15 protein-coding genes, 1 tRNA gene and 1 pseudogene are annotated in these 21852 nt (G+C 58.3%); 8 read left to right on the plus strand and 9 right to left on the minus strand.

Going from position 1 to position 21852, the window contains the following annotated elements; all coding sequences use genetic code 11:
• Positions 1-43 precede the first annotated feature (43 nt).
• The 6 genes from dnaG (at position 44) to ABIB24_RS17110 (ending at position 10590) form a co-directional block, all read left to right on the plus strand.
• Positions 44-2026, plus strand: coding sequence for a DNA primase (dnaG, locus tag ABIB24_RS17080; RefSeq protein ID WP_289514986.1), 1983 nt, complete (start codon positions 44-46; stop codon positions 2024-2026).
• Positions 2027-2093: 67 nt separating this feature from the next.
• A complete protein-coding gene (gene rpoD, locus ABIB24_RS17085; RefSeq protein ID WP_137162841.1) occupies positions 2094-3944 on the plus strand; it encodes an RNA polymerase sigma factor RpoD in 1851 nt (616 codons plus the stop codon).
• Positions 3945-4257: 313 nt separating this feature from the next.
• Positions 4258-8001, plus strand: a complete 3744-nt coding sequence (locus tag ABIB24_RS17090) for an EAL domain-containing protein (RefSeq protein WP_354316934.1) — start codon at positions 4258-4260, stop codon at positions 7999-8001.
• 16 nt (positions 8002-8017) lie between these two features.
• Positions 8018-8094 (plus strand) — tRNA-Ile (locus tag ABIB24_RS17095).
• A 126-nt stretch (positions 8095-8220) separates the two neighbouring features.
• Positions 8221-9285: a tyrosine-type recombinase/integrase gene (locus tag ABIB24_RS17100; protein ID WP_004887790.1), complete on the plus strand. Its 1065-nt coding sequence runs from the start codon at positions 8221-8223 to the stop codon at positions 9283-9285.
• Between the two features lie 471 nt (positions 9286-9756).
• The gene (locus ABIB24_RS17110) at positions 9757-10590 is read left to right on the plus strand and encodes a hypothetical protein (protein WP_054573700.1); all 834 of its coding nucleotides are present in this window, start codon (positions 9757-9759) and stop codon (positions 10588-10590) included.
• Between the two features lie 275 nt (positions 10591-10865).
• On the opposite strand, the gene ABIB24_RS17115 is transcribed toward ABIB24_RS17110, so the two are convergent.
• From ABIB24_RS17115 to virB5, 5 genes are all read right to left on the minus strand, one after another.
• Positions 10866-11057: an antitoxin VbhA family protein gene (locus ABIB24_RS17115; RefSeq protein WP_054573699.1), complete on the minus strand. Its 192-nt coding sequence runs from the start codon at positions 11055-11057 to the stop codon at positions 10866-10868.
• A gap of 287 nt (positions 11058-11344) precedes the next feature.
• Complete coding sequence (locus tag ABIB24_RS17120; protein ID WP_239688304.1) at positions 11345-12430, minus strand: TrbL/VirB6 family protein; 1086 nt, start codon at positions 12428-12430, stop codon at positions 11345-11347.
• Positions 12427-12681, minus strand: a complete 255-nt coding sequence (locus ABIB24_RS17125; protein ID WP_054573698.1) for an EexN family lipoprotein — start codon at positions 12679-12681, stop codon at positions 12427-12429. The genes ABIB24_RS17120 and ABIB24_RS17125 overlap by 4 nt, the downstream gene beginning before the upstream one ends.
• A complete protein-coding gene (locus ABIB24_RS17130; RefSeq protein ID WP_054573697.1) occupies positions 12678-13169 on the minus strand; it encodes a hypothetical protein in 492 nt (163 codons plus the stop codon). The genes ABIB24_RS17125 and ABIB24_RS17130 overlap by 4 nt, the downstream gene beginning before the upstream one ends.
• Position 13170: 1 nt before the next feature.
• A complete protein-coding gene (gene virB5, locus ABIB24_RS17135; protein WP_054573696.1) occupies positions 13171-13935 on the minus strand; it encodes a P-type DNA transfer protein VirB5 in 765 nt (254 codons plus the stop codon).
• Positions 13936-14348: 413 nt separating this feature from the next.
• On the opposite strand from virB5, the gene ABIB24_RS17140 reads away from it, so the two are divergent.
• Complete coding sequence (locus ABIB24_RS17140) at positions 14349-14867, plus strand: plasmid mobilization relaxosome protein MobC (RefSeq protein ID WP_354316936.1); 519 nt, start codon at positions 14349-14351, stop codon at positions 14865-14867.
• A gap of 472 nt (positions 14868-15339) precedes the next feature.
• On the opposite strand, the gene ABIB24_RS17145 is transcribed toward ABIB24_RS17140, so the two are convergent.
• The 3 genes from ABIB24_RS17145 to ABIB24_RS17155 form a co-directional block, all read right to left on the minus strand.
• Entirely contained in the window at positions 15340-16632 is a 1293-nt protein-coding gene (locus tag ABIB24_RS17145; RefSeq protein WP_054573695.1) for a carbohydrate porin, read from the minus strand.
• Positions 16633-16746: 114 nt separating this feature from the next.
• Positions 16747-19182 carry a membrane-bound PQQ-dependent dehydrogenase, glucose/quinate/shikimate family gene (locus ABIB24_RS17150; RefSeq protein WP_054573694.1) on the minus strand — a complete coding sequence of 812 codons (2436 nt, stop codon included), beginning with the start codon at positions 19180-19182 and terminating at the stop codon, positions 16747-16749.
• 382 nt (positions 19183-19564) lie between these two features.
• A protein-coding gene (locus ABIB24_RS17155; protein WP_173895541.1) for an IS3 family transposase occupies positions 19565-20721 on the minus strand; the annotation gives its coding sequence in 2 pieces (ribosomal slippage) (positions 19565-20463 and positions 20463-20721; 1158 coding nt in all).
• Positions 20722-20950: 229 nt separating this feature from the next.
• On the opposite strand from ABIB24_RS17155, the gene pqqA reads away from it, so the two are divergent.
• Positions 20951-21022, plus strand: coding sequence for a pyrroloquinoline quinone precursor peptide PqqA (gene pqqA / locus ABIB24_RS17160; RefSeq protein WP_003253598.1), 72 nt, complete (start codon positions 20951-20953; stop codon positions 21020-21022).
• Positions 21023-21201: 179 nt separating this feature from the next.
• Here pqqA and ABIB24_RS17165 read toward each other — a convergent pair.
• Positions 21202-21783 (minus strand): annotated as a pseudogene (locus ABIB24_RS17165) (transposase); the annotation flags it as partial.
• Between the last annotated feature and the right edge of the window lie 69 nt (positions 21784-21852).

Below are 21852 nucleotides of genomic sequence, written 5' to 3' on the forward strand. Positions count from 1 at the left end.
CGTGAGCGATTAGACTTGCCAGCTGCCAGATGACGAGACTGCCATGGCCGGGCTGATTCCCCAGAGTTTCATCGACGACCTTATCAACCGCCTCGACATCGTCGACGTGGTGAGCTCACGCGTCCAGCTGAAAAAAACCGGCAAGAACTACTCCGCCTGCTGCCCGTTCCACAAGGAAAAGACCCCTTCCTTCACGGTCAGCCCCGACAAGCAGTTCTACTACTGCTTCGGCTGCGGTGCCGGCGGCAACGCCCTGGGCTTCGTCATGGACCACGACAACCTGGACTTCCCCCAGGCCGTCGAGGAGCTGGCCCGCGCCGCCGGCATGGAAGTGCCCCGCGAGCAAGGCCGCCGCGACCACAAGCCGCGCCAGCCAACCGATTCGCCGCTGTACCCGCTGCTGGACGCCGCCTCGGAGTTCTACCGCCAGGCCCTGCGCAGCCACCCGACCCGCAAGGCGGCGGTGGATTATCTCAAGGGCCGTGGCCTGTCCGGGGAAATCGCCCGCGACTTCGGCCTGGGCTTCGCCCCGCCAGGCTGGGACAACCTGCTCAAGCACCTGGGTGCCGACACTCTGCAGCAGAAGGTGATGATCGATGCCGGCCTGCTGATCGAGAACGCCGAAAGCGGCAAGCGCTATGACCGCTTCCGCGACCGGGTGATGTTCCCGATCCGCGACAGCCGCGGGCGCATCATCGCCTTCGGTGGCCGGGTGCTCGGCGACGACAAACCCAAGTACCTGAACTCCCCGGAAACCCCGGTGTTCCACAAGGGCCAGGAACTCTACGGCCTGTACGAGGCACGCAAGCACAACCGCAACCTCGACGAAATCATCGTCGTCGAGGGCTACATGGACGTCATTGCCCTGGCCCAGCAGGGCCTGCGCAACGCCGTGGCCACCCTCGGTACCGCCACCAGCGAAGAGCACCTCAAGCGCCTGTTCCGCGTGGTACCCAGCGTGCTGTTCTGCTTCGACGGTGACCAGGCCGGGCGCAAGGCCGCCTGGCGCGCCCTGGAGTCGACCCTGTCGAACCTGCAGGACGGCCGCCGCGCGCGCTTCCTGTTCCTGCCCGAAGGCGAAGACCCGGACAGCCTGGTGCGCGCCGAAGGCACCGATGCCTTCATGGCCCGCATCAACCAGCACGCCCAGCCGCTGGCCGATTACTTCTTCGAGCAACTAGGCGCCGAAGCCGACCCGCGCTCGCTGGAAGGCAAGGCGCATATGGCGACCCTGGCCGCACCGCTGATCGAAAAGATCCCCGGCGCCAACCTGCGCCAGCTGATGCGCAACCGCCTGAAGGAAATCACCGGCCTCGACCCGCAGCAGGTCGAACAACTGGCGCAACACGCCCCGGCCGCCAGCAGCGTGCCGGACTACGACCCTGGCTACGACTACGACGCCATGGCCAGCTACACCCCCGACTACGGCGACATGCCGCAGCACGACTTCGCCCCCGTTCATCAGGAACAGGAGTGGAAGCCGAACAAGGGCGCGGGCAAGAAGCAGTGGAGCGACAAACCCTGGGACAAGAACCGCAAGGGTGGCAAGCCATGGCAGCAACGTGACGAAGCGCCACCACGCGTACCGGCCCCGGTCGAGCCGCCCACCCTGGCCGCCCTGCGCACCCTGCTGCACCACCCGCTGCTGGCCGGCAAGGTGGAGGATGCCAGCCACTTCGCCGACGAAGAACACCTGTACAGCCAGCTTCTGGTGGCACTGATCGAAGCCGCGCAGAAAAATCCTGGGCTAAGCTCAATGCAGTTGATCGCACGTTGGCACGGCACCGAACAGGGGCGCCTGCTGCGGGCCCTGGCGGAAAAGGAATGGCTGATCGTGGCCGACAACCTTGAACAACAGTTTTTCGACACTATAACTAGCTTGTCCGCCCGCCAACGCGAGCGCAGCCTGGAACAACTGCTCAGGAAATCACGTCAAAGCGAATTGACCAGCGAGGAAAAAACCCAGCTCCTCGCCCTGCTGAGCCGGAATGTTCCCGCACAAACGCCGACCTCATCTGGCGCGTGAGGCCCATGCTCGGGTATAATCCTCGGCTTGTTTTTTGCCCGCCAAGACCTTCAGTGGATAGGGTGTTATGTCCGGAAAAGCGCAACAGCAGTCTCGTATCAAAGAGTTGATCACCCGCGGTCGTGAGCAGGGCTACCTGACTTACGCGGAGGTCAACGACCACCTGCCTGAGGATATTTCAGATCCGGAACAGGTGGAAGACATCATCCGCATGATCAACGACATGGGGATCAACGTATTCGAGAGTGCTCCGGATGCGGATGCCCTTCTGTTGGCGGAAGCCGACACCGACGAAGCCGCGGCCGAAGAAGCCGCTGCTGCGTTGGCGGCAGTTGAAACCGATATCGGCCGCACGACCGACCCGGTGCGCATGTACATGCGCGAAATGGGTACCGTTGAGCTGCTGACCCGCGAAGGCGAGATCGAAATCGCCAAGCGTATCGAGGAAGGCATACGTGAAGTCATGGGCGCCATCGCCCACTTCCCGGGCACTGTCGACTACATTCTCGGCGAATATGACCGTGTCACCACCGAAGGTGGCCGTCTGTCCGACGTTCTCAGCGGTTACATCGACCCTGATGACAATATCGCCGCGCCGACCGAAGAAGTGCCGATCCCTGGCACCAAGGCCGCCGCCGCGAAGGAAGAGTCCGACGACGACGAGGATGAATCCGAAAGCGGTGACGACGAGGAAGAGGCCGAGAGCGGCCCGGACCCGGAAGTCGCCCGCCAGCGTTTCGGTGCGGTCAACGACCAGCTTCAGGCCACCAACAAGGTCCTGAAGAAGAACGGTCGCGCCCACAAGGAAAGCATCGACGCCCTGCAGGCCCTGGCCGACCTGTTCATGCCGATCAAGCTGGTGCCGAAGCAGTTCGAGGTACTGGTAGAGCGTGTTCGTGACGCCCTGAACCGCCTGCGCCAGCAGGAACGCGCCATCATGCAGCTGTGCGTGCGTGACGCCCGCATGCCGCGTGCCGACTTCCTGCGCATGTTCCCGAGCAACGAAACCGACCAGACCTGGAGCGGTGACCTGGCCAAGCGCAACACCAAGTGGGCTGCCGCCCTGGGTGAAAAGGACGCTGCCATCGTCGCTTGCCAGCAGAAGCTGATCGACCTTGAGACCGAAACCGGCCTGACCGTTGCCGAGATCAAGGAAATCAACCGTCGCATGTCGATCGGTGAAGCCAAGGCCCGCCGCGCCAAGAAAGAAATGGTCGAGGCGAACCTGCGTCTGGTGATCTCCATCGCCAAGAAGTACACCAACCGTGGCCTGCAGTTCCTCGACCTGATCCAGGAAGGCAACATCGGCTTGATGAAAGCGGTGGACAAGTTCGAATACCGTCGCGGCTACAAGTTCTCGACCTACGCCACCTGGTGGATCCGCCAGGCGATCACCCGTTCGATCGCCGACCAGGCGCGCACCATCCGTATTCCGGTGCACATGATCGAGACGATCAACAAGCTCAACCGTATTTCCCGCCAGATGCTGCAGGAAATGGGTCGCGAACCGACCCCGGAAGAGCTGGGCGAGCGCATGGAAATGCCTGAGGACAAGATCCGCAAGGTACTGAAGATCGCCAAAGAGCCGATCTCCATGGAAACCCCGATCGGTGACGACGAAGATTCGCACCTGGGCGACTTCATCGAGGACTCGACCATGCAGTCCCCGATCGACGTGGCCACGGTCGAAAGCCTCAAGGAAGCCACCCGTGACGTGCTCTCGGGCCTGACCGCACGCGAAGCCAAGGTGCTGCGCATGCGTTTCGGTATCGACATGAACACCGACCACACCCTCGAAGAGGTGGGCAAGCAGTTCGACGTGACCCGCGAGCGGATCCGTCAGATCGAAGCGAAGGCGTTGCGCAAACTGCGCCACCCGACTCGCAGCGAGCATCTGCGCTCCTTCCTCGACGAGTGATGACAAAACCCCGGCCCAGGCCGGGGTTTTTCTTTTCCGCCTGTTGCGCAAAATCTGAATTCTGGCGCGATCTCTGTAGGAGCAGCCTTGTGCTGCGAAGAGTCCATTGCAACAGTAGATGATCTTTCGCCTAACTGGCGTCTTCGCAGCACAAGGCTGCTCCTACAGGGCGCGCGCATGCCATGAAGGCACTGCAGGCCGCCCCACAGCCGCAAGACCCTGCTGTCTCTGACAAAAGACCCCGCCCTCCACCGCACACCTGCAGCAATGCCCGTCTACACTCGACTTCATACCACTTGAATGTGAGGCCGCTATGCCGCTGATGCCGGCCATCCTGTTGCTGCTCCTGATTTTGTGGAACACAGCGGCCGGCGCCCTGACCCTGACAGACGAGGAGAAAGCCTGGTTGGCTGCCCACCCGCAGCTGAGCCTGGGTGTAGACGCCTCTTGGCCACCGTTCGAGTTTCGCGACCAGGAGGGCCGATACCAGGGATTGGCCGCCGATTACATCGCCACGATCCAGCAACGCCTGGGTGTGACGCTCAAACCGGTCGAACCCAGCAGCTGGACCGAGGTACTGGCGCAAGCCCGCGAAAGCCGCATCGACCTGCTGCCCGGCATCATGTCCACCCCCGAACGCCAAGGCTACCTGGCCTTCACCCGGCCGTACCTCGACTTCCCCATCGTCATCCTCGCCCACAAAGGCGGCGCACAGCCGCGCAACCTGGACGACCTGTACGGTCTGAAGATTGCCGTGGTCGAAAACTACGCCCCGCACGAACTGCTGCGCACCCACCACCCGGACCTCAACCTGGTGGCCCTGCCCAACGTCAGTTCCACCCTGCAGGCCCTGGCCACCGACGAAGTGGACGCGGTGGTCGGCGACCTCGCTTCAAGCATCTGGAGCTTGCGCCAGCTCAAGCTCGACGGCCTCTACGTCAGCGGTGAAACGCCCTACCGCTACCAGCTGGCCATGGCCGCCCCGCGCGACAAGAAGGTGCTGGTCGGCATTCTCGACAAAGTGATGGCCGACATGAGCAGCGGCGAAGTCAGCCAGATCCAGCAACGCTGGGTGGGCAATGTGGTCGACCAACGGATGTTCTGGTCCGACCTGCTGGTATACGGCCTGCCCGCGGTGCTGATATTGATGGCCGTGCTGGCAGTGGTCATCCGCATCAACCGCCGGCTCAGTTCGGAAATTTCCCGGCGCATCGCCCTGGAACAGGAACTGCGCAGCAGCGAGTACCACTATCGCAGCCTGGTAGAGAGCCTGTCCGCCATCGCCTGGGAGGCCGACGCCAACGACTTCACCTACAGCTACGTCTCACCCCACGCCGAAGGCCTGCTCGGCTACCCATTGGCCGACTGGCTCAAGCCCGGTTTCTGGCGCAGCATCCTGCACCCGGAGGATGCCCTCTGGGCCCAAGCCTACTGCGACAGCGAAACTGCCGCCGGGCGCGACCACAGCCTCGACTACCGGGTAATCCGGGCCGATGGCCAGCCATTGTGGGTACGCAACATCGTCAGCATGATCGAGCATGGCCACCAGCCGGTGATGCGTGGCCTGATGATCGACATCAGCGAGACCAAGCGCACCGAGGACGCCCTGCGCCTGTCCGAGCAGAAGTTCGCCTCGGTGTTCCAGCAGTGCCCCGACATCCTGCTGATCGCCCGCCACAGCGACGGCTGCCTGCTGGAGGTGAACGAAGCCTTCGAAGAGCAGATCGGCCTCACCCCGGGCCAGGTAATCGGCCGCACCGCCACCGAGCTCAACCTGTGGGGCGTCGAAGGCACCGGCCCGCGGCTGCTCGAACGCCTGCACCAGGGCGGCATCCGCAACCTGGAAATGAGCTTCCGCCGTAGCAACGGACAACTGTTCACCGGCCTGACCTCGGCCGAAACCTTCGAGCTCGACGGCAACCTCGCGCTGGTGGTAGCGGTACGCGACATCAGCCAGCTCAAGGAAACCCAGGAGCAGCTGCAAATCTCGGAAGAGAAATTCGCCAAGGCCTTCCATGCCTCGCCCGATGGCCTGCTGCTGTCGCGCCAGAGCGACGGCTTGCTGCTTGAAGTGAACGAGGGCTTCTGTCGCCTGACCGGCTATGACCTCAGCCCGACCCTCGACCAGACCTCGCTGGACCTGGGCATCTGGGTCGACCTCAACGAGCGCAAGCGCCTGGTCGAACAGCTCAACCGCGACGGCTTCGTACGCGACTTCACGTGCCACCTGCGCCGCAGTGATGGGCAGATTCGCCTCTGCGAGCTCTCTGCACGGCCGCTGCCGATTGCCGGCGACGACTGCATGCTGACCATCGCCCGCGACATCACCGAGCGCCACCTGATGCAGGAAAAGCTGCAGCTGGCCGCCACCGTGTTCGAGAACACCGCCGAAGGCGTGCTGATCACCGACATCGACCAGCGCATCAGTGCCGTCAACCGCGCCTTCAGCGAAATCACCGGCTACAGCGAGATCGAAGCCCTCGGCCAGACCCCGCGCCTGCTTGCCTCCGGCCAGCACGACAGCGCGTTCTATGTCGCCATGTGGCACCAGCTGACCGACGAAGGCCACTGGCAAGGCGAGATCTACAACAAGCGCAAGAACGGCGAGCTGTACCCCGGCTGGCTGACCATCAGCGCCGTGCGCAACAGAGAGCGCGAGATCACCCACTTCGTCGCCGTGTTTGCCGACATCTCCAGCCTCAAGCACGCCCAGGCCAAGCTTGACTACCAGGCCCACCACGACCCGCTGACCGGCCTGCCCAATCGTGCCCTGTTCGAGAACCGCCTGCAGGCCGCACTCACCTGCTCGCAAGTGTCCAACCGCAAGGGCGCGGTGCTGTTCCTCGACCTCGACCGTTTCAAGCACATCAACGACAGCCTCGGCCACCCGGTCGGTGACCTGCTGCTCAAGGGCATTGCCCAACGCCTGAAGGAGCAGGTGCGTGATGTCGACACCGTGGCCCGCCTGGGCGGCGACGAGTTCATCATACTGCTGCCCGGCTTGCACAAACCCAGTGACGCCAGCGCCATCGCCAACAAGCTGCTGGCCTGTTTCAACGCGCCGTTCCAGGCCGGCGAGCACGAGTTCTTCACCAGCGCCAGCATCGGCATCAGCCTTTATCCACAGGACGGCACCGACGTTTCCACACTGATTCGCAACGCCGACGCAGCCATGTACCGCTCCAAGGCCAAGGGCCGCAACCGCGTCGAAGCCTACACCCTCGACCTCACCGCCCAGGCCAGCGAACGCATCGCCCTGGAGCACGAACTGCGCCGCGCCATCGAGCGCAACGAACTGAGCCTGTGCTTCCAGCCCAAGCTCAGCCTCAAGACCCAGAGCCTGGTCGGCGCCGAAGCGCTGATCCGCTGGAGCCACCCGACCTTTGGTGAAGTGCCGCCAGAGCACTTCATCCACCTGGCGGAAGAGAACGGCACCATCCTCCAGATCGGCGACTGGGTACTGGAACAGGCCTGCCGGCAGATGCAGGCCTGGAAGATGCACTACGACCCCTTCGGCCCACTGTCGATAAACCTCGCCGGCGCCCAGTTACGCCACCCCCACCTTGCCCGGCGCATCGAACAGTTGCTGAAGCACTACCAGCTCAAGGCCGGCGACCTGCAGCTGGAAATCACCGAAAACTTCATCATGAGCCAGGCAGAGGAAGCCCTGGCCGTGCTGTACCAGCTGAAGAAGCTGGGCGTGCAGCTGGCCATCGACGACTTCGGCACAGGTTATTCATCGCTGAGCTACCTCAAGCGCCTGCCGCTGGACATCCTCAAGATCGACAAATCGTTCATCCGCGGCCTGCCCGACGACCCCCACGACGCCGCCATCGCCCGCGCGATCATCGCCCTGGGCCGCAGCATGCAGCTGACCATCATTGCCGAGGGTGTGGAAAACCAGGCCCAGCAACGCTTCCTGGCGGCTGAAGGCTGTGAACAGATCCAGGGCTACATCGTCAGCCTGCCCCTGCCCCCGGACGACTTCGCGGCGACGTTTCTTCGCATAGCACTATCGGATCTTTCAGATGGCACAGGTGCGAAACCCTCGTTATAATCCGGCCACTTACTGAGGGCCTATAGCTCAGTCGGTTAGAGCAGAGGACTCATAATCCTTTGGTCCACGGTTCGAGTCCGTGTGGGCCCACCAACCTTGAAGCCGCGTATTACGCGGCTTTCAGCTTTCTGGGTTTGTGGCAGCCGGATCAGTCCTATGGTCCGAAGGTACAAATTAGGTACAGTGCGGCTTCGCTTGCACGCCTTTGGAGTCCTTCAGATGGCCACAATCGTCAAAACCCCTGCCGGCACCTGGAAGGCCGTCATCCGCAAGACCGGATGGCCGACCAACGCCAAAACCTTCCGCACCAAACGTGACGCCGAGGATTGGTCACGACGCACCGAAGATGAAATGGTGCGGGGTGTGTATATCCAACGCAGCGGTTCCGAGCGACTGACACTCGAAAATGCGCTGCAGCGGTATCTGCGCGAAGTCAGCCCTACCAAGAAGCCCACCACGCAGAAGGCCGAGGCGACCAAGGCTCAGCAGTTGATCAAGCACCTGGGCAAATACTCGCTGGCGGCTCTGTCATCCGAGGTTATTGCCAACTATCGCGATACACGCCTGGGCTCCCTGACCAACCGCGGCCAACCCACCAGCAATAACACCGTGCGGCTAGAGCTTGCCCTCCTCAGCCACCTATTCACTGTCGCAATTCAGGAATGGGGCCTCGGACTCACATACAACCCTGTGCTCAACATTCGGAAACCGAGCCCAGGTGAAGGCCGAAATCGTCGGCTTACAGCAGACGAGGAACGTCGCTTGCTGAAAGAGGTAAACAAACACAGCAACCCTATGCTCGGATGGATCGTCAGCATCGCCTTGGAAACGGGTATGCGATCGTCTGAAATCACAGGGCTACGTCGGCATCAGGTCGATGTCAAAAAGCGCGTAGCACGCCTTCTGGTAACGAAGAACGACAGCGCCCGAACTGTGCCACTTAGCAAGCTCGCTGCAGCAACATTCCAAGCAGCGCTTCAAAACCCTGTGCGCCCCATCGATTGCGATTTGATCTTTTTTGGTGAACCTGGAAAGGACGGGAAGCGGCGCCCTTATGCCTTCACGAAAATCTGGGGATTGCTCAAATCTAAGCTGGGCATGCCAGATTTCCGCTTCCACGACCTTCGCCATGAGGCAGTCAGCCGATTGGTTGAAGGTGGGCTTTCAGACCAAGAGGTTTCTAGCATCAGCGGCCACAAGTCAATGCAGATGTTGAAACGATATACGCATCTTCGCGCGGAGGACCTGGTGGTGAGGCTTGATAGCTTGAAAGCTAAAAAATAGGCAAAAAATAATTTCTATTACATATTCGCCGACAATAGATTTCAGGAAAACCCCTATATACATTAGCTTTTCCACGTCTGCCAATTAACCAAAACCATATATTTTGGCAACCACAAACCAACAAAGTCTTTAATCCAAACTAATACGCCTTGGTTGAAAACCGAGGCGTAGCCATTTGACGACTGCGCTTCACTACCCAAAGATACGCCTAACTATTAGCAACTATGGTTGATTGACAATGACGACCGAACAATATTTGCTTGAGCGCTTTGGCCCACTAATGAGCATCGTAGACATTGCCGCGATATTAGGCCGATCGCCAGAAGGAGTCAGAGTGGCCCTTTACTCAAACACCGAAATCTCTAAAAGACTCAAACCTACGATGCTCAAGATCGGCCGGCGAGTTTATTTCCGCACCCTCCAGGTCAAGGAGGTATTGTCGCTCGACGGGGAGCGTGGAAGTGCAATCCCATGAGCACGGATCAAACCTTCAAAGTTAAAAAGCCGCCCTACTGCATTGTTCCAGCAAGCGTCCTAACCGAGAGCAGACTGAGCTGGCGTGCGCGCGTGATCTTGTCTTGGATGCTGGGTCAGAACGAAGGCTGGGAGCTTAGGGTCGGCCACATACGTGGAAAATTCGGCCTCAGCGAGCAGCAATGGAGCGCTACAAGCAAGGAGCTACGGGCGCTAGGCTACTTCAAGCAGGAGCGATTCCAGAATGAATCCGGGAAGATCATCTGGGAGAATTTTGTCACGTATAACCCCAGTGAACCATCCCCCCAAAAACCAGGGGGTGGTCGGTCATGCCATGGTGAGCCACTGCCCGGGAAACCATCCCCTGGCCCCCAGGGGGATATACCAATAAAAAGAGAAAACAATACAAACCATACCAATATAAAAGAAACTAGAACAAAACCTAACACCAGCGAGACTTCACCGAAGCATACGCTCGCATGGCCAACACTGGCCGCCACAGAGCGGAGCCTCATTGAGCCATTGTTGATAGACGTGGACCAACAAGCCGCTCAGATGCTTCTTGATGAGCTAGCAGGCAATCTGGAAGCGGGCAGAGTTAAAGCACCTAACAGATGGTTCAAAGCAGTTCTCAAACGCTACAGAGAAGGTAAGTTCTCGCCCACGATTGCACGCGCTATGGCAAATAAGCAGAATTCGTCATTGCCAGACCAGCCCCGCAAAACGAAGCGGGTGATCAAGACGAGATCGGTTGCGGATGCAAACATCTCCGGCATGCCAAAGCACATAGCTGCAGTTCTGAATAGAAAATATCAGCAGCCACAAGCGTAGGAGCGAAGCGCTGTGAAACCTCGCCATTATTCGCCGTTCATCTCCGCGCTCCGCTTGGGCAACCCCTTCGGTTGCATCCCGCGTCCTATCCTTGCCGGACGGGCGGCAGGGGCAGGTCCGGCGGCTTCGCCTTGTTCCTCCCCCTGTCGCTAGGCTTGGTCGCTTACAGCTGCATCAAGGGTACGGCTACGCCCATCATCCTCACCCGTTCGGTGCTCGCCCTCCGGGCTGCGCTCCGCTGCGGCTTGCGGTGATGCCCTTGACCCAGCTTCCAGCTATTCGTGAATGCTGGCTGAAACAAATTCGGCCAAGGTGAGCTCCCCGTCCACAAAAGCTTGAGCGCGTCGCTTTTCTTCAGCGCTCAATACAAAGCCCTCAAGCCCGATTGACACGCACGCATACTCGACAGCCTTCCGACGCCGCTCCCGCTCAGCATTCGTGACGATGATGCTCTCCGAAGTATTCACGGGCTTTCCCTTCGTGTCGGTGACTAAAACAAGACAATTTCAGCGCTGAACAGATCAACGAGTGTCAAGGGCGTCACCGGAGGCCGCAGCCCGTGAAACGGGACCGGGCGAGGATGACGGCGAAGCGAACCCTTGACGCTGCGCACCTCCAATCCTATATGCGGGGGCTGCTGGATGCCTTTCCCAGCGGCCCCTGCTACCGGCGAGGGCGGGAAGTCCAGAGGGGCAGAGCCCCTTTGGGTAAGCCCGCCAGGGCGCGCAGCATGCTCCACGGCACCAATAGACCTTTAACTGCCGACTTTCCCTCCTCTCGCCCTACCCCAGTTCTTGCCCAGGTTCTGCATGACGTGCTGCCGGTAGGCGGGATTCCAAACGCTGTTCCCTGCGATCACATGATTTAAGCCTCTTGCAGTGGTCATCATGCCCGACTGCAGATCACGGCGCGTTGACATCGGATTAACTGTGTTGAAGACCGCCTTGGCTGGATTCAACGCCGCCTGCGCCATCTGCCGCAATGTGATCGCACTGGACGACAAACCACCTGCAAGCTGACCTCCTAAAGAGTAAGCCTGATAAACCATGTAGAGCACGATCCCGCTCAACGCGAGGATCTCCAACATGTCGGTCGCTGGGCCGTTTCCAGCAGTGGGCTGCACATCTGCCAACATTACCGAAAAGAATTTCATCCCAAGCGTCAGCACTGACGTGACAGCAGCACACTGAATGACATAGGTCATCACCTGGGCGAACCATTGATCGAACCACTTGCTGGTCATCTGGCCGAACAGCAGCATTGCAATGAACAACGGACCGCACCCAAGCAAAAACGCTAAAAGTACCTTCGCTGTAATGATCATCGCTCCAGCGGGTAGCGTGATCAGGAATGTTGCAAAGAGCATCGTTCCAGCGATGACCCCGTCATAAAGAATCATGCCTATTTCGGTAATCCCACGCCTCCCTGCACGAGCAATGAGATCAGAAAAGATATCCAAGCCGTCGGTCATAGCTCTATCAATCACCTGATAGACCGATGTCGCAGCTACACCGTCGCCGTTTGGCGAAAATGCATCTGCCAAGCCAGCCTCAAGGCCGTGAATCGCTTCCACCACCCAACCAAGGTACGTATCAGCATTGAGTGCCAGTGCGCCGATAAACACCCACTTCAGCATCAGCTTAAAGAGATGTGGAAGGGGATGCTCGATGAACCCACCGACCGACAAAAGGCCCAGGGTCATGAAAAACAGGCCACCGCCGACAACGAACAAGCCCGAGAAGTCATCAATGACACTATGTGCCATCAGCTGAACGTAGCTATTCAACACCGCGTCGACTGAGCCACCTATCCATTCGTAGATATTGGACTCCATGGTCATTGCCCCTCCAGATTCAGCATTTCACGCTTCCGATAGCCGCGCTGATCAAGCTGCTGCTCATTCCTGGCTTGCTTGGCATTAACGCAGTTCGGCGTAAGGGCCAGAGTCCCGGCATGTCGCTCACACTCCGCTATACGGATATCCCTTTCCGAACTGTGGGCTTTGTACCAATCGACAGAATGGACCGATTCATCCGCCCCGCAGCCCGTGAGCAGGAACAAAGCGACAATTGAGAAACGATAGGCTGTCATTTCCGGCCCTCCCGATTCTGATCCGCCCCATTCACTTCGCGAGGCAGCACATGCTCCGCCTCCGTGCGGAATTCCCCAGCAAATTTCAGCGAATAGGCCAGCTCAGCAGCGTTGATAATCTCGAGTGCTGCAAGCGTTCTCAACGCGCTTTCCCTTGTCCCTGCCCAACTACCCGCGATGCGGTATTCAGACCTCGAAATCAATAGCGACGAACCCAGTGCACATGCGAACGAGATCAAAACGGCGAGCGTTGACGAGATTGGCCCAGTTGCTCGGGGCGGCACTATCTGCAACCAATCCGCAAACGCGAGCACAAAAGGCATGATCGCGGCCGACGCTGCCAGGAGATCGCTCTGAAACAACTCGGGTGCACGTCGTGACACCTCTTTCAAAGCCCCGAACCGGCCAATACAAATCCAGAATCGTCGTAAGGAAGTGAGGATGAAGAAGCACACGACCAAGGGGAGGATATGAGCGTACGAGATCATTTCAGTTGCCTCCCAGGTTCAGCACTTCGCGATTCTTGTAGCCTCTCTTGTCGAGCACCTGGGCATTCAATTCCCGTTGTCGCTGCTCCTGGATCTTGCCCTCAGCCTCAGCGACCATTTGGAACATCTGCAATTTGGTCTGCTCGTTCTGGATCATCGCTTGCTCTGCCGCGATGCGACCTTGCAGCTCTGCGATCCCTTTGGGATCTTGCGTTTGATTGATCTGCCCCATGAGCTGGTCAATCTGGCGTAGTCGGGCTTCGGCCTGGTCATAGGCTTCCAGCGCAAACGCTTTATCTTGCGAAGGCTTCACCGCCTGTGCTCGGCAAGCATCGCGCTGCTGATCCTGAACCAGGCTTCCGCAAGCATCGAACACCTTGTTATCCGCATAGATCGAACCAGCACGACCATTTAGGCCTAAATAGCCGCCACGCTTCACTGCGTCATACACAGCCTGCCAATCTTGTGGCAGATAATCTCGCAGCTGCGGGTCATCGAATACTCGACCGAGTCCACGCGACCCTGTGAGCGCACCGTACTGCTGCTTCATCTGATCAATCTGAGATGTCATCTGCTGAACCTGCTGTGCCCAGCGAGTCGTGTTAGATGCGAACTCTGCAACAGTCATGGGGGAATCCGTCACTTGGGTAGTAACGGTTACAGGGATTTGCGCGTATCCCTGCTGCGAGCCGAGCATCAACGCGAGCGTTGTCGCGAAACTAAATGGCCGGACGCCTTTGTAGGCGAGACGCTTGAACAGACCCATAGTCACCTCTCCATTGGACATGGTGAACACTGGGCCGTCTGTCCGACCTGTCGATCTGTTTAGGAATCGCACCCAGCACGGATGTACCGTTCTTGGGGTGACTATGCGCCAGTCTTACCCGGTGTAGGCCCCGTCTTTTAAGGGCCGCGCCCATAATGCATTAAGCATCAGCGAGACGATTACAGCATTCATGCAATTAAACCAAAGCACTGTACTTTGGCAATATCTATTATCTCACTTTGGCGCACTATCTGAAAGTGCCATACATCCCAAATTCTTCGTCATGACGAAATCTCGATTGCTACGAAGGACTACTGCAGGATAGGCTAATCGCCGGTAAAGTGTGCGCACACAGTTTTCAAGAGATACCTTGCAGCGTGTGAGAGGTCGTTATGCGAAAGCCCAACCGAGCTATGAACGTCCACCTGGGGGCAGATCTAAAGGCGCGCTGGGTCGCCTATTGTGATGTACGAGGTAAAACACCAGGGGCTGCGCTTAAAGAGGCAATCGAACATCAGCTAGCTAACGCGGATGTCAGCACGACACCGAAAATCTATCGACAAAACGAGCAATTCAAAGAGCGAAAGCAACGCTTCGAAATACTTCTGACTAAATCAGAGAAAGCTGCTATTGCACAACGTTCACAAGCCGAGAGGTGCTCTATGAGACGCTGGATTGTAGATGCCATTCGTGTGGGCTTGACTCACGAACCACAATTTTCAATGTCAGAGATCGATCAGCTAGGTGAGTCTAATTATCAGCTGCTTGCTTTAGGGAGAAACTTAAATCAAATTTCCAGGGCTTTGAATGAGGGGCGTTACGAGCCGGTGACAGTAGAACGGATAGACGCTCTTAGGTACCTAATTGACAACCATACCACCAGAGTTAGTCGAGCTATCCGGGCGAGCCTAGAGCGCTGGAGCCTTGATTAGCTTGTTCACCCAACTTGACCACTAGCATTACGCGCGCCATTGACGGTGTAGGAGCGATAGTTAAGCACACACCGCCAAGGGAGAATGTTGATAAATTTATCTGCCTGTCCCTTTCATCATCACGGAGGAATATATGCTTGATTTGAATTTAGAGCTTCCAGCTGAAGTCGGTGAACTGGCAAAGGTCCACGGTTCGAGTCCATATGGGCCCACAAAAAAATCAATGGCTTACGTCTAATCGACGTAGGCCATTTCTGTTTCAGGGCACAAATCTTCCCCGTATTGTTCCCGTTTCGTCATCCGATCCTTCGAACGTAGTGAGCTTCCCGACACCCTTGGGGGCGATGCCTGGAACGCTCCGAATTTTGCTATCGGGACTCCCCTGCTCTGATCGCCGAAAGCCCAGTGCGCACAAACAAGCCTTCCACGATCACTTTAAAAATCAAACCAGCAAGCAAGCCAAGGCAAACCGTTAAAGCGTCATTTTTATTTGAAACCCAACCGCCAGCGCGTTTCCTCTTTGCTTACCAAAGAATGCACCAGGCTCGATGTAGTACTGCACATCGGGGCGCAGCAGTAGCCAGGGGGTCACTTGCGCGCCGTAGTTCAGCTCCAGCACTTGCTCCCCGCTATCCAGGCCACTGAACATTGCATATTGCTCTGCACTGGCTGCAGCGGCTTCCTGCAAATCGCGGGCGCGCGGGTTGATCACGGCGCGGCCATAGCCAAAGGAAATGGAGTCTTGCGGGCGGCTGTCAAACGGCTTTTGCCTAACCAGGCCCACGGAGTACCAGCGACGCATGGGTGAGGTCGCAGCGTTACTGGTGGCAGCTTGCCCGAACAACCGTAGGGCACTCGCCGGGTCTTGCTCATCGCGCCAGATCGCCTGGTCGACCAGCAAGTAAGCGCCTGTACGACTGCTGCTTTTACCGGTGCCGCCAATCTTGGGGTAATCGGAGGTATCGTAGTACCAGCCCACCTTGTACTGGCCGTTGAGGAAGGCGCCGTTATTGATGATCGCCTCCAGTGGCATGATGGCGCCCGTCGTGCCATTGGCGGGCATGGCGAAGGCTTTGGATACGCGCGCGTTGTACTCCGGGTTGACTTGGAACAACGCCGTTTGCAGCGTCAGCGACGGGTTGACGTCATACCGCAACTCGCCACCCCAGTGGGCTGTCGGGTAGTTACCCCAGCCACTGCCGCTGGACATGGTCAGCGGGTGTGCACAAAAGCCGGCGCTGACAAAGTTGGCCAGGATCGGCATGCCACCGAACTCGGTGCCCATGACCATGTAGCCAACCTTGGCGGACAAGTCGGGGGAGAACAGATTGCGCTGGTAACTCAACTCCGTCAGCCGGGTGTACTCGCCCCCATAGATTTCTTGCGCGGACATGCGGTTGCCAATCAGGTCCTCGGTGGCACTGTGGCCGCGACGATCATTGACCAGCACTTGCACACGACCGGCATCTGGAATGTCGAGCAGTTTGCTCAAGTCAAACTGCGCGCCCAGACGTATCTGTTGTGCATAGCGGGTGCCGCGCTTGATGCCGCCATTCAGGTTGGAAAGGGTTTCCGAGGTGTAGTCACCCGTCAGCTTTATACCTTGCTCCTCCAGCTTCTGGCGCTGTCCGCCCCAGTTGCCAGTGAGCGTAGGTTGCGTCATCAGGCTGGAAGTACCTGCCAGTGCGCAAGGCAGGGGCAGGAAACACAGGGACAAGCCGCTGCACAGGCTGCAGGCCAGCACGGTGCGGAGGGGTAATGACATGGTGGGCAGGCTCCCTTGCGTGAGAAATCGTTGCACAGCCCAGGCTTGCGAGAGGGCCGACTGGAAAGAAAAATCCCCGCGAACGGGGATTTTTCATAGGGCATCAACGAAGCGTTACGGCTTGCTGCTGTCAGGCAGCGCGTACGCGATGATGTAGTCGCCCACATCTGGCGAATGGCTCATGCCACCAGCGGAGATCACCACATACTGTTTGCCGGTGGTGGGCGACTTGTAGATCAGCGGGGCCGCCACGGCGCCCACTGGCAAGCGGGCCTTCCAGACTTCCTTACCGGTTTTCGAGTCGAGTGCACGCAGGTAGTAGTCCTGAGTGCCTGCGAAGAACACCAAGCCGGATGCCGTCGAGGTCGGGCCACCCAGCGTCGGCATACCCAGCGGGATCTGCATATGCGTCTTGATCCCCAGGGGGCCAGTATCCTGAACCGTGCCCAGTGGCACCTGCCATACCAGCTTCTGGGTATTCAGGTCGATCGCGCTCATGCTGCCAAACGGTGGGGTATTGCATGGCACGCCCAGCGGTGACTGGAGAATGTCGATCTTCACGCCGCCATAGATACCTGCAACCTGCGGGCGAATGGTGCCCATGAAACCAGGCACTTCATCGGTCGAGACTTTGTACTTGCGGGTGTTTTCCTGGGTTACCAGCGACATGCGTAACGGCATGCGCATGTCGTTGACGAACATCATGCCGGTGTTTTCATCGATGGAAATACCACCCCAGTTCATGCCACCCAACAGCCCTGGCCATTCGATGTACGGCTTCTCGGTGGGCGGTGTGAACGGGCCGACGTATACCGAGTCCTTGAACATGATGCGGCAGTAGAGTTGGTCGAAGGTGGATACCCCCCACATCGATTGCTCGGTCAATGGGTCCGCACCAATCACCGGCATGCCGGTCGAGAACGGTTGGGTTGGCGAAAGGTGTTCGCCTTCTGCAGCCGGTGAGGTGGGAACGGGGCGTTCCTGGACCTCAGTGACGGGCTGACCAGTACGACGGTCCAGTACGAAGATATTGCCGGTCTTGGTGGTCTGAATCAGCACCGGGGTCTTCACACCTTGCGCATTGTTCATTTCGTAGAGCACGGGTTGCGAAGGCAGGTCGTAGTCCCAGACATCATGATGGACAGTCTGGTAAACCCACTTCGCCTTACCCGTCGACGCGTCGACCGCGACAATCGCTGTGCCGAACTTCTCCTTCACCTGATTACGATCGCCACCCCAATAGTCAGGCGGGCCGTTACCGGTTGGCAGATAGACCAGGTTCAATTCCTTATCGTAGGTAGGAACAGTCCATACGTTAGGTGTTTCCAGCGCGAACTGATGGTCAGCTGCTGCGGTGTCGGTGCCTTCAGGCGCGCCGACATCCCACGCCCATACCAGCGCACCGGTCAGCACATCGAATGCACGTACGGCACCGGAAGGCTCGCCGGCCACGATGTCACGTACCCAACCGCCCACCACCGTGAGGTGGCCCATGACGACAGGCAGCGATGTCGGGTGGTAGCGCTTGCTGTCTTCCGTTGGTCCCATGCCTTTCTTGAGGTCAACGAAACCTTGCTCGCCAAAGTTGGGGCACAAGTTGCCAGTGTGTGCGTCCAGGGCAAACAAGCGGGCATCCACCGACGACACCAGGATGCGCTGGCGACATTGCTGTTCGCTGGCATGGGAGGCCTTGGCCTCGGCGCTCAGGCTGTCGTCGCGGTCGATGTCGTAATAGCCCACACCTCGACAGGTCACGTGCTCGGCGCTCTTGGCGTGCGGATCGAACTTCCAGAGCGGCTTGCCGCTGTCGCCATCAAGCGCGGTGATCAGGTTTTCCGGGGTGCATGAGTAGAGCACGTTGCCGATCTGCAACGGAGTGTTCTCGTCAACGCCGGCACCTGGGCCAGTGGTTCTGCGGCCAGTCCGGTAGGTCCAGGCAACTTGCAGGTCCTTGACGTTTTCTGGGGTAATTTGTGTGTAGGGGGCAAAGCGCGTTCCCGAAGCGTTGCGCCCGAAGAACTCCCAGTTCTCCGGGGCCTCGGCGGTTGCATCCGGGATTGCCTGGCTACCAGCTGCAATCGGGTTGGAGATCCCGCCGTGCGGGAAGAAGGCGGCGATGAACGTGGCGATCAAGGCCAGGAACACAGCAAACCCGGCGCGATTGGCGGCTCGACGTGTACCCGACGCGGTATCGGGTAGCGCAGCTCCGACCCACAGGCTCAGGGTCAGGATGATGGCTGGAACAACCAGGCGAGGCAGCAGTTGCCAGTAACTAAACTGGCCAACTTCGTAGAAGGCCCAGACGCAAGTGGCAAGAAATATCAGAATGGAAAGTACAGTACTGATTTTCTTGCGCAAGAATGCGAGTACAGCCAGCACGACGTAAGCCAGCCCTGCCAGCAAGTAATAACTTGAACCGCCCAAGGCCAGAAGCTTGGCACCGCCATAAATCAATGCCAGCGCTACACACATTACAAGTAGCGAGAAAAGAATTCGCCCGGCACCGCTTAACGAGCGCCTCCCAGCGTTGCTGCAATTTTCATCCGTCATAGTGTGTAAGCTCAATTGGTGAGTACATAGCGGTTCCCTCAGGGCGCGAGCAACCGAGCCAAGGAAAGGGTGGCTTCTGGTTTTAGCAGGTGATACGAACAAAAGCTTCGGGAAGGTTTTCGCCAGCAGTAGATCTCGTGTAAAGCGTCAGCGATACAGATTAAATGCTACTAGCTGTAGAACAAATCAGGTGAGCCTGCTGACACGAAAGATCTATAAGCTTGGTATAAGCCCTGCATTAAAGCCCGTAGCCTATAGCTTAACGCTACTAGAAGAATAATCCAAAACAGCCGCCCAAATACATCCACACGATTGAGAAAGATTGTTTGCAAATCAGCAACAATCAGTCTAGTGATCTTGCCCAGCAGCCGTGGACACGGGTTTAAGCACACATCCTGGCCTCGAAGGCCTCTGGGCTGATGTGCCCCAGCGTGCTGTGTCGCCGCTGGCGGTTGTAATCGGTTTCGACGTATTCAAACACGGTTTCACGCATCTGGGCGCGGCTCGTGAAGCGCTCGCCGTGGATGCACTCGACCTTCAGGCTGTGGAAGAAGCTCTCTGCACAGGCATTGTCGTAGCAGTTGCCTTTGGCGCTCATGCTGCATCGCAAGTGATGGGCGCGGATCAGCTCCTGGTAAGCCGCTGAGCAGTACTGGCTGCCGCGGTCGCTATGCACGATCACGTCATTAGGCTGCCTGCGTCGCCACAGCGCCATGTGCAAGGCATCGCAAACCAAGTCGGCCGTCATGCGTTCGTTCATGGCCCAGCCGATCACCATCCGTGAATACAGATCGATGACCACTGCCAGATACAGCCAGCCTTCCTCCGTATGCAGGTAGGTGATGTCACCCACCCATTTCTGATTTGGCGCAGATGCCTTGAAATCCTGCTTGAGCAAGTTCTCTGCCACTGGCAGGGAGTGCTGAGAATTGGTCGTGGCCTTGAACTTCTTGGCGGCCTTGGCACGCAGTCCTTGCCGTTGCATCGAGGCGGCTACCGTCTTGCGATTGCAGGGTAGGCCGGCTTCCCGCAGGTCGTGGCACAGCCGTGGAGCCCCGCTGCGGCCCTTGCATGCGCTGTATGCCTGAGCGACCTGCCGATCCAGTTCGGCTCTTCGCCGCTGGCGCATTGACGGCCTGCGAGAGCACCAAGCGTAGTAACCGCTGCGGGCAACGCCCAACACGCGACACATGGCCTGGATCGAGAAATGCGCGGTATGAGTCCTCATGAAGGCGTACTTCACTTGAGGCTCTTGGCAAAGTACGCGGCGGCCTTTTTTACGATGGCCAGCCCCTCGGCGTGCTCGGCCAACAGCCGCTTGAGTCGGGCATTCTCGTCGGCCAGCGACTGCTCGCGCTCGCTGCCGGCCTGAGTCTGGTGCTTCTTGCTCCGCCAGCCGTAGAGCTGGGAAGCATGCAGGCCGAGCTGTTCGGCAGCCTTGCTGACGCCAATGCGCTCGGCCAAAGCCAGCGCTTCGTCCTTGTAGGCTTGGGAATGGCGGGTGCGGGTCTGCTTCATTGGGGTTGCTTGTCTTGCCATGATTCACCTCGTTGCAGTTTATCGCTTAACGGGGTGTCCACTGGGACTGGGCAAGATCACCTCTAGCGTTCCAATGAGCCTGATTTGTTGCGTTACTTGCAAAAGACTTTCTCCAAAACCGACAGAGTTAGACGGGCAGTCTTCTTGTAAGATTATTTGACCCCATCTATATGAGTCCCAACTGATAGGGGTGAGATCATACCCCCACTTTTCCAAAAGGAGCCATATTATGTGGACAAAACCTGCATTCACTGACCTGCGCATTGGCTTTGAGGTCACTATGTATTTTGCTAATCGCTAAATCTCTAATGCAACTTCACGCCTCGGCCTGCCGGGGATCTTCCTTTTTCGAAAATATTTCTGAAATAGAAGACGGCCATTCAGGACCTGTAGAAAAAACTAGAACCAACATTTAAGGCATATGTAACGCATCTGAGATGCCAGATACGTACCTCAATAGGGGCTCCGCCAGCCGTTCAGCCTTGGTCTCGGCGCCTCGGGCGCTGCCCGATCCGCCGAATCCATCGCCGCAAGATAGCGGTCAATGCTCTGCTCGATCTGCTGCATGCGCGCCTTGATCTTGCCCTGGGTAAAGTTGCGGTCGCGGTTATTTACGGCTTTGAATTTGCTGCCGTCGATGGCAATGATCGACTGGGAGAAAAGATTGAGGTAGCGGCAAAGCACTACGAATTGCCGGCAGACGCTACGAATGGCTTTGCCGTTGTCTCTGCGAAAGTCGGCAATCGTTTTGAAGTCAGGAGCCAACCGGCCCGTTAACCACATCAGCTCAACATTGCGCTCTGCCTCGCGCTCAAGCCGGCGGCTGGACTGAATCCGGTTGAGGTAGCCATAGATGTAGATTTTCAGCAGGACTGCTGGATGGTAGGCCGGACGACCCGTTGCAGCCGGATCGACACCCTCGAACCCGAGCACTCCGAGGTCGAGTTCATCGACGAAAACGTCAACCACCCGAACAGGGTTCTCTTCGGTGATGTAATCATCCAGGCACTCCGGCAGCAGCGTGACTTGCGTCCGGGCCTCACCCTCAATGAACCGCTTCATGATCGTCCCCGCCACGATCTCGACGATCAGAAGGTTAGACAATCGCAGGTGTTTTCACACAGCCTGGGT

The sequence above is a fragment of the Pseudomonas sp. UYEF17 genome (genome assembly GCF_040546125.1).
Lineage (GTDB): Bacteria > Pseudomonadota > Gammaproteobacteria > Pseudomonadales > Pseudomonadaceae > Aquipseudomonas > Aquipseudomonas putida_Z.

Coding starts and splice junctions, on each gene's coding strand:
- dnaG (WP_289514986.1), top strand. CDS start 44: ATGGCCGGGCTGATTCCCCAGAGTTTCATCGACGACCTTATCAACCGC.
- rpoD (WP_137162841.1), top strand. CDS start 2,094: ATGTCCGGAAAAGCGCAACAGCAGTCTCGTATCAAAGAGTTGATCACC.
- ABIB24_RS17090 (WP_354316934.1), top strand. CDS start 4,258: ATGCCGCTGATGCCGGCCATCCTGTTGCTGCTCCTGATTTTGTGGAAC.
- ABIB24_RS17100 (WP_004887790.1), top strand. CDS start 8,221: ATGGCCACAATCGTCAAAACCCCTGCCGGCACCTGGAAGGCCGTCATC.
- ABIB24_RS17110 (WP_054573700.1), top strand. CDS start 9,757: ATGAGCACGGATCAAACCTTCAAAGTTAAAAAGCCGCCCTACTGCATT.
- ABIB24_RS17120 (WP_239688304.1), bottom strand. CDS start 12,430: ATGACCATGGAGTCCAATATCTACGAATGGATAGGTGGCTCAGTCGAC.
- ABIB24_RS17125 (WP_054573698.1), bottom strand. CDS start 12,681: ATGACAGCCTATCGTTTCTCAATTGTCGCTTTGTTCCTGCTCACGGGC.
- ABIB24_RS17130 (WP_054573697.1), bottom strand. CDS start 13,169: ATGATCTCGTACGCTCATATCCTCCCCTTGGTCGTGTGCTTCTTCATC.
- virB5 (WP_054573696.1), bottom strand. CDS start 13,935: ATGGGTCTGTTCAAGCGTCTCGCCTACAAAGGCGTCCGGCCATTTAGT.
- ABIB24_RS17140 (WP_354316936.1), top strand. CDS start 14,349: ATGAACGTCCACCTGGGGGCAGATCTAAAGGCGCGCTGGGTCGCCTAT.
- ABIB24_RS17145 (WP_054573695.1), bottom strand. CDS start 16,632: ATGTCATTACCCCTCCGCACCGTGCTGGCCTGCAGCCTGTGCAGCGGC.
- ABIB24_RS17150 (WP_054573694.1), bottom strand. CDS start 19,182: ATGACGGATGAAAATTGCAGCAACGCTGGGAGGCGCTCGTTAAGCGGT.